Origin of the sequence: Flavobacterium sp., assembly GCF_044339515.1 — a bacterium.
Taxonomy (GTDB): Bacteria; Bacteroidota; Bacteroidia; order Flavobacteriales; family Flavobacteriaceae; genus Flavobacterium.
The window spans coordinates 1-12,177 of sequence record NZ_JBIIVK010000015.1; the positions used below are offsets into that span (position 1 = coordinate 1).

The 12,177-nt window shown below is 34.5% G+C and carries 13 protein-coding genes; 2 read left to right on the top strand and 11 right to left on the bottom strand.

The features are described from left to right. Positions 1-118: 118 nt before the first annotated feature. The 11 genes from ACIQ0M_RS05780 to recF form a co-directional block, all read right to left on the bottom strand. Positions 119-343 carry a DUF6602 domain-containing protein gene (locus tag ACIQ0M_RS05780; protein ID WP_396150646.1) on the bottom strand — a complete coding sequence of 75 codons (225 nt, stop codon included), beginning with the start codon at positions 341-343 and terminating at the stop codon, positions 119-121. Positions 344-376: 33 nt separating this feature from the next. Next, positions 377-2,557: a response regulator gene (locus tag ACIQ0M_RS05785; protein ID WP_396150648.1), complete on the bottom strand. Its 2,181-nt coding sequence runs from the start codon at positions 2,555-2,557 to the stop codon at positions 377-379. Between the two features lie 36 nt (positions 2,558-2,593). Continuing rightward, a complete protein-coding gene (gene gap / locus ACIQ0M_RS05790) occupies positions 2,594-3,586 on the bottom strand; it encodes a type I glyceraldehyde-3-phosphate dehydrogenase (RefSeq protein ID WP_396150650.1) in 993 nt (330 codons plus the stop codon). Positions 3,587-3,658: 72 nt separating this feature from the next. Then, the gene (gene lipA, locus ACIQ0M_RS05795; RefSeq protein WP_396150652.1) at positions 3,659-4,531 is read right to left on the bottom strand and encodes a lipoyl synthase; all 873 of its coding nucleotides are present in this window, start codon (positions 4,529-4,531) and stop codon (positions 3,659-3,661) included. Between the two features lie 97 nt (positions 4,532-4,628). Continuing rightward, the gene (locus ACIQ0M_RS05800) at positions 4,629-5,873 is read right to left on the bottom strand and encodes an MFS transporter (protein WP_396150654.1); all 1,245 of its coding nucleotides are present in this window, start codon (positions 5,871-5,873) and stop codon (positions 4,629-4,631) included. A gap of 39 nt (positions 5,874-5,912) precedes the next feature. Then, positions 5,913-6,461: an RNA polymerase sigma factor gene (locus ACIQ0M_RS05805; RefSeq protein WP_396150656.1), complete on the bottom strand. Its 549-nt coding sequence runs from the start codon at positions 6,459-6,461 to the stop codon at positions 5,913-5,915. Next, positions 6,452-7,558, bottom strand: a complete 1,107-nt coding sequence (locus ACIQ0M_RS05810; protein WP_396150658.1) for a glycosyltransferase — start codon at positions 7,556-7,558, stop codon at positions 6,452-6,454. Before ACIQ0M_RS05810 ends, ACIQ0M_RS05805 begins: the two co-directional genes overlap by 10 nt. A gap of 17 nt (positions 7,559-7,575) precedes the next feature. Then, a complete protein-coding gene (locus tag ACIQ0M_RS05815) occupies positions 7,576-7,779 on the bottom strand; it encodes a membrane or secreted protein (RefSeq protein WP_396150660.1) in 204 nt (67 codons plus the stop codon). Positions 7,780-7,851: 72 nt separating this feature from the next. After that, a complete protein-coding gene (gene murB / locus ACIQ0M_RS05820) occupies positions 7,852-8,865 on the bottom strand; it encodes a UDP-N-acetylmuramate dehydrogenase (RefSeq protein ID WP_396150662.1) in 1,014 nt (337 codons plus the stop codon). Between the two features lie 9 nt (positions 8,866-8,874). Then, a complete protein-coding gene (locus ACIQ0M_RS05825; RefSeq protein ID WP_396150664.1) occupies positions 8,875-9,549 on the bottom strand; it encodes a DUF2461 domain-containing protein in 675 nt (224 codons plus the stop codon). A gap of 59 nt (positions 9,550-9,608) precedes the next feature. Continuing rightward, the gene (gene recF / locus ACIQ0M_RS05830; RefSeq protein WP_396150666.1) at positions 9,609-10,688 is read right to left on the bottom strand and encodes a DNA replication/repair protein RecF; all 1,080 of its coding nucleotides are present in this window, start codon (positions 10,686-10,688) and stop codon (positions 9,609-9,611) included. A 178-nt stretch (positions 10,689-10,866) separates the two neighbouring features. Between recF and ACIQ0M_RS05835 the strand changes: the two genes are divergently transcribed. Further along, complete coding sequence (locus ACIQ0M_RS05835) at positions 10,867-11,646, top strand: tol-pal system YbgF family protein (protein WP_396150668.1); 780 nt, start codon at positions 10,867-10,869, stop codon at positions 11,644-11,646. 3 nt (positions 11,647-11,649) lie between these two features. Continuing rightward, positions 11,650-12,129, top strand: coding sequence for a 6,7-dimethyl-8-ribityllumazine synthase (ribH, locus tag ACIQ0M_RS05840; protein WP_396150670.1), 480 nt, complete (start codon positions 11,650-11,652; stop codon positions 12,127-12,129). The last annotated feature ends 48 nt before the right edge of the window (positions 12,130-12,177 follow it).

The following is a 12,177-nucleotide window of genomic DNA, read 5'->3' on the forward strand; positions in this document are numbered from 1 at the left end:
TTAAAATGAAGTCTACAAGCTTCTTCACTTCCAAAATTTGCCGTAAAACTGAATAAATTCATCGCTTTTTTTTATCAAATATAAGGCTTTTTATTTAATTATGGGTAATTGCGGACAATCAATAAATAATTATATCATCACCAGCTTTTACACCATCTTTATTTACAACAAAACCTCTTGTGACACCAAATTTGGTCGGTAATAAATCTTGAAGTATATCGCATATAGCAAACTCAAATTCATCTCCTAACTCAAAGTTAAAATCAGTTTCTATTTCTTCAAGCCTTCGATTAAATTTTTCGGATAACTTTATAATGAAATTATCATATAAATATTTAGCCATTTGATAAGTTTAAAATTTCTGATAAATTATATACTAAGCCAACTGCTGAGCAATCACCTTATAAAAATTATCAGGATTAAAAGGCTTAGTGACCACATCGTTCATACCGTAGGAAAGTAACATTTCACGGTTTTCGTTCAGTGAAATAGCTGTTAAGGCTACAATGGGAAGTTCTTTGTTAAAAGTTCTAATTTGTTCGGTAGCAATCGTTCCGTTGATACCGGGAAGGTGAACATCCATCAAAACTAGGTCGTAGCCATTGTTGCGAATCATTTCAATAGCTTCTTCACCATTGTCAATCAGTTCACAAACAATTTCCTTGTTTTCCAACATTTTTTTGGTAATCATCTGGTTGATTTTATTGTCTTCTACAATCAATACTTTTTTGTTGGCAAAGACACTTTCGTCGTATTGTTTTTTAACTTCTACAAACGTTTGCTGACCCAGTTCAAAATCAACATCAAATGAAAAAGTAGAACCAATTCCTTCTGCACTGGTTAGCTTAATTTCGCCTCCCAGCAGGTTTACCAATCGTTTTACAATTGCCAATCCTAATCCTGTTCCGCCGTATTTACGGTTTATTTCAACAGAACCTTGTGAAAAACTTTCAAAAATTGTACCTTGTTTTTCCAACGGAATTCCAATTCCGGTATCCGCAATTTCAAAATGAACAGAGGAGATGTTATTTTCGTTTTTCAACATTTTAGCGGAAACATTTACTTTACCGTTTTTAGTAAACTTCAACGCATTATTAATCAAGTTGATGAAAATTTGTGAAAGTTTTGTCGGGTCACCGATTAAATTATCCGGAATCGTTTCGTCAAGTTCCAATTCAAAATCATTATTGTTTTTGCTGGCCAAATCTTTAAACGAATTGTGCAAATCACTCAATAACTGTTTCACATTCACATTAATGCTTTCAATTTCGATATTTTCACTTTCCACCCGGTTGATTTCTAAAATATCATTGATGAATGTCAGTAAATAATCTCCCGAGAATTTGAGTGAAGTGAGGTATTGCATTTGCGATTTCTTGGGACTTTCTTCAATCAACAAATGCGTAATTCCATTGATTGCATTCAATGGTGTTCGCAATTCATGACTTACGGTAGATAAAAATTCCGCTCTGGCTTTTGATGCTTTTTCTGCCTTTTCTTTGGCTAACAAAAGTTCTTGGTTTTTTTCCTGTAATAACTTGTTGGACTGACTGCGAATAATATTATTTTTATACAATGACAAACTCAATAACGAAAGAATTGAAATCAACGCAATACTTAAAATACTGATTAATTTTGAGAATTTATTGGCTCGTTGTTGCTCTTTGTTCTCACGGTCCATTTGTTCAATTGATTTTAAACGCTCGGCTTCTTTAAAACTCAAAAAATCTTCCGTTCCAATTCTCTTACTGTTTAATTCTTGTATGCTGTCTCTAATTCTCAAGTGCTGTTTCATGTACTTGAAAGAATTATTAACATCCATCATTTTTTCAGACACTTCACTGAGTGTGCGGGCCACTTTGGCTTTCAGTTCTAAATTTTTATTTTTAGAACTTAAATCGAGTGCTTTGTTCAGATAATTCAATGCAAGATTATAGCGGTTGTTTTCTGCTTCAATCAAACCAATTTGATATAATGCTTCTGCTTTGGTTCTGAAATGATCTTCTTCATCGGGATTGACAACGATTGTATTTAAAATGGATAACGCCAATTGACTTTCACCTTTGGCATGATAAACGATTCCTTTTTGTAAATTAATCATTTCGTTGGCCTCCGGAATATCAATCGTTTCGTAGATTTGTTCTGCTTCTTTAAAATAGAATTCTGCTTTGGAATATTCCTTTTTTTCAATAAAACACAAACCTAAATTATAGTAGGTGTATGCCTGATTTGACGAAGGTTTCTGTTTATTGTAGAGTGATATACTTTTATTGTAGGTTTGAATGGCGTCGGAATATTTTTTTAACTCAAAATAGACATTTCCTAAAAACGAGTAAGCATCAGCTTGTGCCTGATAATCTTTATTGGTTTCAGCAAATTCAATAGCCTTTTGAATGTAATCTTGTGAACTTCTGTAGTTGTTATTTTTTTTATGAAAATTGGCTAATTCAATAAAATAGTTAGTACTGTCTAAAGCTTCCACATTGGTTGTAGAAGGTTTCTTTTGCGAATAAACAGATATAGTTAGAAAAAGAATTACTAAAGTAAAATATTTCATACCAAAAAATGGTTGTTTTTAATGGCATAAAATTAACTATTTATTTGAAATATACCCAATTAAGTCGATAATTCTTGATGAATAACCAATTTCGTTGTCATACCACCCCACGACTTTTACCATTTTATCAATAACAGAAGTCAATTGGGCGTCAAAAAGACAGGAATTTGGATTGCCGATAATATCAACAGAAACAATCGGATCTTCCGTGTAGGAAAGGATTCCTTTGAGATTTGTTTGGGATGCTTTTAGAAAAGCGGCATTTATTTCTTCAATCGAAACCGCTCTGGAAACATAACAGGTAATATCGGTTAGAGAACCATCAGGAACCGGAACACGAATACCGCTTCCACCTAATTTGCCGTCTAATTTCGGGAAAATTTTAGTTAGTGCTTTGGCTGCTCCGGTGGTGGTTGGAACGATTGATTGAGCTGCCCCACGAGCTCTTCGTAAATCTTTGTGTGGTTGATCGTGCAAACTTTGGTCGGTGGTGTAGGAGTGAACGGTAGTGATGTAAGCTTGCTCAATGCCACATAATTCATCTATGATTTTAATCATTGGAGCCGCATTGTTGGTGGTGCAACTCGCGTTGGAAATAATCACCTCGGAACCGTCTAAAATGGAATCATTTACACCTAAAACTACTGTTTTTATTCGATCGTCTTCGGGCGGAGCAGACAGAATAACTTTTTTGGCTCCGGCAACAATATGTGGGTATGCTTCTTCGTAAGTTTTGAATTTTCCGGTTGATTCAATGACAACATCAACGGATTGCCAATTCAAATCGGATATATTTTTTTTTCTGAAAAAGGAAAAAGGTTTTCCATCCACAAAAATATGTTCTTCATCAAAAGTGACATCGTTAGGCAAAACACCATGAATACTATCATATTTTAATAAATGAGCCATTGTTCTTGTGTCGGCAATGTCGTTGACGGCTATCACTTCAATCGTGGGATGGTTGAGCAATAATCGGAATAAATTTCGTCCGATACGACCGAAACCGTTGATGGCGATTTTTGTTTTCAAGTTTGAAGTTTCAGGTTTCAGGTTTCAGGTTTTCGGGACTTAACTTGAAACCTGAAACTTGAAACAAATTTATTAAAGTATATGTTTTTGAGCATGATAAGAAGATCTCACCAACGCTCCACTTTCCACATGACGGAAACCAAGTTCTTTCCCGATTTCTTCGTATTTTTTAAATTGTTCCGGAGTGATGAATTCTTTTACCGGTAAATGTTTTTTAGTCGGTTGAAGGTATTGTCCAATTGTCACAATATCTACATTGACGGAGCGAAGGTCTTTCATAGTTTGAATCACTTCTTCCTCCGTTTCACCCAATCCTAACATGATTCCTGATTTAGTTCTACGAATACCTTTTTCTTTTAAATAACGCAAAACTTCTAAACTTCGGTCATATTTTGCTTGAATTCGCACTTCTCGTGTTAATCTGCGAACAGTTTCCATATTGTGTGAAACAACTTCAGGATTGGCTTCAATAATTCGGTCAATGTTTCGTTCTACACCTTGAAAATCAGGAATTAATGTTTCTAAGGTGGTTTCCGGATTCATTCTTCGGATGGCAAGAATGGTTTCATACCAAATGATGGAACCCATATCTTTTAAATCGTCGCGGTCCACACTAGTTACTACCGCATGTTTGATGTTCATGATTTTGATGGAACGGGCCACTTTTTCAGGTTCGTCCCAATCGACTGTTTCAGGACGACCGGTTTTTACTCCACAAAATCCACACGAACGCGTACAAATGTTTCCGAGAATCATAAACGTTGCGGTGCCTTCGCCCCAACATTCTCCCATATTAGGGCAACTTCCGGAGGTGCAAATGGTGTTCAATTTATATTTATCAACCAATCCTCTGAGTTCGGTATATTTTTGCCCGGTTGGCAATTTTACTCTCAGCCATTTCGGTTTTCCAACCGGTGGTTGAACATGGTCTAAAACAGTATTCATATCCTTTTTATTGAAGTACAAAGATAACAAAAAACGAAATGTAAACTCAAGAACTCAAAAATTAGGATTTCTTTATTATTTGTTGAATGAAGCGAACTTAATCAATAAAATCTAAATCGGAATTGTGCGTTTCTGCAATGGTTAACGTTGCATAAATTCCCAGTCCAAAAACAATTGCTCCAACAATAGCTGCGGACCAAATTACACCATAATCTACTTTGAAATAATCAAATCCGATGAGCATTACCGGTAATAAACCTCTCACCATATTGGGGACAGTGGTTGTGGCTGTGCTTCTAATATTTGTACCAAATTGCTCTGCCGCTACAGTTACAAACATGGCCCAATACCCGGTTCCTAATCCGAGCCAGCAGCAATAGAAATAATACATGTTTTCGGTTTTTTGACCACTAAACAAAAGGAGTAAAACACCAATAATGGTGAAAAGCATCATGTAGAATATGGCTTTTTTTCGTGAATGCAATGCATGTGAAATAAACCCACTGGCAAAATCTCCCGCAGAAATTCCGATATATGCCCACATGATCGCTTTTCCGGGTTGTATAGAATCAATTCCCATTACACCGGCAAATTGATTCGCCATGACAGCCAATATTCCAATGCAAAACCAAGTGGGTAAACCAATTGCAATGCATCGTAAGTATTTTTTAAATCTACTTTTATTGGTAAAAAAAGAGATAAAATTCCCTTTAGAAAGCTTGTTTTGATGTTGAATGTCTTTATAAATGCCACTTTCCACTACACCAATTCGTAGAAGTAAAAGTGCTAAGCCCATGGCTCCGCCAATAAAATAGGCAATTGTCCAACTTCCGGCTAGTTCAACCGTTAGTTGGGCTACAACTGCTCCTAACAAACCAAATCCCGCTACAATGGAAGTGCCAATAGCTCGTAATTCTTTTGGTAAACTTTCTGCTACTAAGGTGATACCGGCACCTAATTCACCCGCTAAACCCACTCCGGCTATAAAGCGTAAAACGGCATACAGCATGACTTTGTCTTCTATTGGAAATTGAGGTATAAATCCACACGCAATATTGGCCAATGAATACACCAAAATGGAACCGAATAAAACAGATAGTCTTCCTTTTTTGTCGCCAAGCACTCCCCAAAGAATACCGCCAACAAGCAAACCGGTCATTTGAAAATTTAGGATAGTCGTCCCATCTTGGTCAACATTCATCCCTAATTCAATAAGACTTGGTACTCGGACAATTCCGAAAAGTAATAAATCATAAATGTCCACAAAATAGCCTAAAGCAGCTACAATTACGGGAAGACTTAAAAGGTGTTTGAGTTTTTCAGTTCGGGTAAAAGTTGTCATTTTTTGTTTGTTGAGAAAAACAAAAATAACAAAATTGTATTATCGTTGTTGAATGATTTCAGCGAGTAATTTTTTTGCTCTAAGCAATTTCACTTTTACGTTGCTTAGCGGTTCATTTAACTGTTCGGCAATTTCCTGATAACTCATTTCTTGAAAGTACCGAAGTTGAATAACTTCCTGATAATGAGGTTTTAATTCCTTGATGTATTCTAACAAGCGAGATAAGTTTTGTTCGGTAATCAATTTATCCTCAGCAGATGGCGTAGTATCTGCAACGTTGTACGCTTGATGATCCTCTTCGTCTGTCATATCCACAAATAGCGAAATTTTCTTTTTGCGAAGCATATCAATATGTACATTTTTTGCAATCGCAATCAGCCACGTATTAAATTGAAATTCTGGATTGTAATGGGCTATTTTATCAAATGCTTTTGAAAAGGTTTCAATTGTAATGTCTTCGGCATCCGTTTCATTTTCTGTTCTTTTGAGCATAAAACCATAGACTTCGTTCCAATACATATCCAAGAGGGAAGTAAAGGCAACTTGGTCACCATTCGTGGCTTTTTCTATGATTTTTTTTATTTCCAATGCACAGGTTTTGAAAAAATATTGGTAAAAAACACATTCAAATGTGTAAAAATTAAGGTAATTTCCATTATTGGGAACCAATAGATAACGTCTTTTTCGTTCAATTTATTTGCTGCATAACCTAATGACGTCCAAGTAAATAGGTAACGAAATAAAACAATTGGCAACACAATCATCCATTGGTGTTGAAATGCCAACAAAATGATAGCAAGAATCAAAAATGATAGTTGTGAAAAGAAAAACAACGCCAATTGAAAACGGTCAAATGATTTGTAATAGGTTGCTGTGGAAACATGCCTTCTTTTTTGATCAAACCATTCTTTGAAACTGGTTTTGGGCATGGAATAGGTGAAACTTTCTTTAGAAAAACAAACGGTCGTATTTTCACCATTCGACGCTTGATTGACAAATAAATCATCATCACCGGAACGGAGTTTCATGTGGTCAATAAAGCCATTTACTCGAAAAAATTCATCTCTTTTATAAGCCAAATTGCGTCCGACACCCATGTAAGGTTTACCAATTTTTGCCCAACCAAAATATTGTGTGGCAGTTAATAAAGTTTCAAAACGGATAAGTTTGTTTAAAAAAGAGCCGGGTATTTTTTCATAGGCACCATAGCCAAGCACAATTGTTTTTTTGAGTGTAAAGTTTGAACTCATTTCTTTGATCCATTCTTTCGAAGTAGGGTAACAATCGGCATCAGTAAACAATAAATAATCGTTTTTAGCGGCCTTTATCCCCAAGGTCAATGCAAATTTCTTGTTGCCCCAAAAGGCTTCGTTGTTTTGCACTTTCACCAATTTGATGTTGGAATACTGTTTTTCAAATTCTTCAAAAAGATCTAAAGTATTATCGGAAGACGAATCATCGATTAACACAATTTCGAAATCAGGATAATTTTGTTCGACTAACAGCGGAACAAATTTTTGCACTTGTTCACCTTCGTTTTTGGCACAAACAATAACTGAAATAGGAATACGTTTTGGATTGCTTTTTTGAACTTTTGCAAACGAAAATTTTCCAAATACAATTACATAATACAGCAACTGAATGACCGTTACACCAATCAAAACATAAAACAATATGTCAAACATAATGTATCTTTAAATTTTTAAGAATGAGAAGGTTCTGAACAATCTTTCATTTGTTCAGGTGTTTTGCCACAAAAACTGCAGTTTTCTCCGTCTTTGTTTAAAAAAGGACTTTGGCTTGCACATGTTCCTGCAAATTTTCCGTCTTTTTTTGCCCAGATTTTAATGGCTATTCCGGCGAAAGCAATGGCTAGTAATCCGATAGTAAGGAGTATCAATTTCATCGTTCAATTGAATTTTTTTGTGCCACAAAGGTACAAAAAAGAGTTTGTTTAACAGTTTGAAATCGGATAATTTTAAATAATATTAACCTCTGCTTCAATTGCAATTCCGTAAGTTTCAAAAATCGTTTTTTGAATGTTTTTGGAAACTTCTAAAATTTCCTGACCGGTTGCATTACCATAATTTACTAAAACCAACGCTTGATGTTTGTGAATTCCGGCATCACCGAATCGTTTTCCTTTAAATCCGGCTTGCTCGATGAGCCATCCGGCAGGTACTTTCACTTCGGTTTCCGACACTACATAATGAGGCATGTCAGGAAATTTTTGTTGAATTTTTTCAAAATCACTTTTCAAAATCACAGGGTTTTTGAAGAAACTGCCGCTGTTACCTAGTTCTTTAGGATCTGGTAATTTACTTTGCCTGATGGCAATTACGGAATTACTAACATCTTTTAAGCTTGGGTTTTTGATGTGTTGTTTTTCCAATTCAGCCTCAATAGCTCCGTAAGAAGTGTTGAGTTTGTGGTTGCGTTTGGTTAATTTAAAAACAACGGATGTAATGATAAATTCGTCTTTTATTTCATTTTTAAAAACGCTTTCGCGGTAACCAAATTTGCATTTTTCATTTGTAAACACCAGCAATTCTTGTGTTTCAATATGAATGGCTTCGCATAAAACGAAAGTATCTTTGATTTCTACACCATACGCACCGATATTTTGAATAGGCGTTGTCCCCACATTTCCGGGAATGAGCGAAAGGTTTTCTAAACCACCAAAATTTTGATCGATGGTCCATAATACAAATTCATGCCAGTTTTCGCCGGCTTGACTTTCAACCCAGACAAAATCGTCGTTTTCATCGATAATTTTTTTCCCTTTTAAATCCAAATGAATCACCAAAGCATCAATATCTTGCGTAAGTAGCATGTTGCTTCCGCCACCTAAAATAAATTTTTTAGAGGTAGGGTGTTGTTGCAGAATTTCAATTAATTCGTCTGAAGAATGAACAGAAACAAATTCTTTTGCTTTGGCTTCTATACCAAAAGTATTGTAATTTTTTAACGAAAAATTAGTGTGGATTTGCATGACGGAAAGTTATTCAACAGTTTCTAAAGCTCTGTTTAAAAATTCATTTAAAGGTTTTAAGGCAATGAGTTTTTCGGTGATTTTTTTAGCAAAATCTTTATCGGTAAACAAATTATCGCTAATTTTTTGAGTGGCGGTAAAACTTTTTAATTTTAAAAATTCGATGGCGGGATGATTTGGATCATAATCTTTAGGTGCTTTTTTTAGCACATTGGTTTCGTCACGGTCTAAGGTTCCAAATTCTTTTTTGAAAGTGGCATTAGATGAAATTTTTTCCAAATCTTCGTAAAAAAAGGTGATTTCTTTACGCACTTTTTTCAACTCTTCTGCTTCCGGACAATACAATCCGCCGGCAATAAAACTGATTCCTTTTTCGTAGTGAATATAGTATCCGGGAGAATTTTTGTAATTTTTATTGGTCGAAAGCCAAATGCCCATATTGCTTTTGTAAGGCGATTTATCTTTAGAAAATCGAATGTCTCGATTAATTCTGAACGTACAGTTTTTTATTTCCAAATTGGCTAATGAGGCATCCAAAGGTTTCATTTCCTGAAGAATTTCGGCGATTAAATTTTGGTATTCTTTCTTAAAAAATTCATATCGTTTTTTATTTTCGTGAAACCATTCTTTGTTGTTATTGTTTTTTAAATCTTCAATAAATTGGAGTGCTTCTTTTCGTGCCATTTTATCTCTGTTTAGGTAATAGGTTATAACTTTTACAATAGTTTGGTAAAGATATTAATTTACAAATGAAAAAGTTTGTAACTCTGGTGGGTAGATTTTACAATTTTTTCAGTTCGTTCTGGATGCGTATCTGAAATGAATAATTGCCCGAATTCATCCTCATTCACCATTTCAACAATTTTGCCAACTCTGGTTTCGTCTAATTTGTCAAAAATATCATCTAATAATAAAATTGGTTTTTGTCCGCTTTCTTTTTTTAAGAATTCAAATTGAGCCAATTTTAAAGCGATTAAAAACGATTTTTGTTGGCCTTGCGAACCAAATTTTTTAATCGGATGACCGGAAATTTCAAAGGACAAATCGTCTTTGTGAATGCCAACGCTTGTATATTGCAACGCTCTGTCTTTAGCTAAATTTTCATCTAAAAGTGTTAGAAGATTTTTTTCGAAAAGATGACTTTCATACACCAATTGTACTTCTTCGGCAGAATTGGTAATGGTTTGATGATGTTTGTTGAAAATAGGCAAAAACTCTTCGATAAATTCTTTTCTTTTTTCAAAAATTGACTGACCCAACTCGTTTAATTGTTCATTATAAATTTGTAAAGTATCTTTTTCAAAAACCTTATTTAAAGCGAAATATTTTAACAAAGCATTGCGTTGTACAATTATTTTTTGGTAGTGAATCAATTGGTTCAAATAAACCGAATTCAATTGTGAAATTACGCTGTCCATGAATTTTCGGCGGGTTTCGCTTCCTTCAATAATCAAATCTGTATCAGCCGGTGAAATAATTACTAAAGGAATAAATCCAAGATGTTCGGAGAATTTATCATAGATTTTTCCGTTTCTTTTTAAAACTTTTTTTAGCCCTTTTTTTACACTGCAAACAATTTGCTCTGTTCGTTTGTTTTTTTCAAATTCGCCATCAATTACAAAAAAATCTTCGCCGTGCTTGATATTTTGAATCGCCGTTGGATTAAAATAACTTTTTCCATAGGCCAAATGATAGATTGCATCCAATACATTGGTTTTTCCTACGCCGTTTTTTCCCACAAAACAATTTATCTTACTGTCGAACTCAAATTGAGTTTCAGAAAAATTTTTATAATTAAAAAGTGAAATGTGTTTTAAAAACAAGGCGAATGGGTTTATACGTTTACGTAAATCTTATTTTAGCACTGCAAAAATAAACTGTTTTTAAGGAATAAATGCTGTTTAAATGTGAAGTGACAAAAATTATTCAAAAATATCCAAAAAAATGACTTTTATATATGAATAAAAATTTTATTTTTGCGGCTCATTAAATTAAATATAAATGGCAACATACAATAAAAGAGGCTTTAAAGCACCCAAACCAAAAGAGGTAGTAGATGATATTGAAGAGAATGTAGATATTGATGCAAAAGACAGTACTACGGCAGAAGTTTTCAATACATTAGACGTTGGAGCTTCTAAAGCAGAGGAGTGGGTGGTGAGAAATCAAAAGTATATTTTTGGTATTGTTGGTGCTATTGCTGTAGTTACAGTAAGTTTCCTATTATATCAAAAATTTATTGTTGAACCAAAACAATTGGAAGCTGCGGACGAAATGTTTGTGGCTCAACAAAATTTTCAAAAAGCGATTGATGCAACAACCGGTCAGGATAGTTTATTTAATTTGGCATTAAACGGTGCTGAGGGAAAATACGGTTTTGTTAAAATTGCTGAAGAATATTCAGGAACTGACGCCGGAAATTTAGCGAATTACTATGCCGGAATTGCTTATTTAAACACCGGAAAAAATACTGAAGCAATAACTTATTTGGATAAATTTTCTTCTGATGATATGATTTTAAGCACTTTAGCACAAGGAGCTATTGGTGATGCTTTTGCTCAAAAAAATCAATTGAAAGAAGCGTTGGATTATTACAAAAAAGCGGCTGAAATGAATGTAAACGATTTAACAACGCCACGATTTTTGTTGAAAGCAGGTCAAACGGCTTTCACATTAGGACAAAAAGCAGATGCGTTAAAATATTTTACAGAAATCAAAGAAAAATATGAATCGGCTCCAGAAGCTAGAAACATCGATGGATTAATCGGAATGGCTCAGTAAATTATGGCAACCGAAAATAAAAATTTATCACAATACGATAAAAATGCACTCCCAAACGTTAGTCAACTTTCGTTTGGGATTGTTGTTTCAGAGTGGAATGAAACGATAACCGAAGGTCTTTTTCAAGGAGCTTTAGACACACTTTTGGATTGCAACGTAAGACCTGAAAACATTATACGATGGAATGTTCCGGGAAGTTTTGAATTGATTTATGGTTGTAAAAAAATGATGGATAAATTTCCGAATTTAGCCGGAATTATTGCCATTGGAAGTGTGATTCAAGGTGAAACTAAACATTTTGATTTTGTTTGCGAAGGCGTTACACAAGGCATTAAAGATTTGAATATTTTAGGAAAAATGCCCGTGATTTTTTGTGTGCTCACCGATAATAACATGCAACAATCGCTTGATAGAAGTGGTGGAAAGCATGGCAACAAAGGCGTTGAAGCTGCGGTTGCTGCAATAAAAATGACAGGTTTGTAGAAAATATATTTTTTTATACTCTTAAGCCAAAGTCGTTTGATTTTGGCT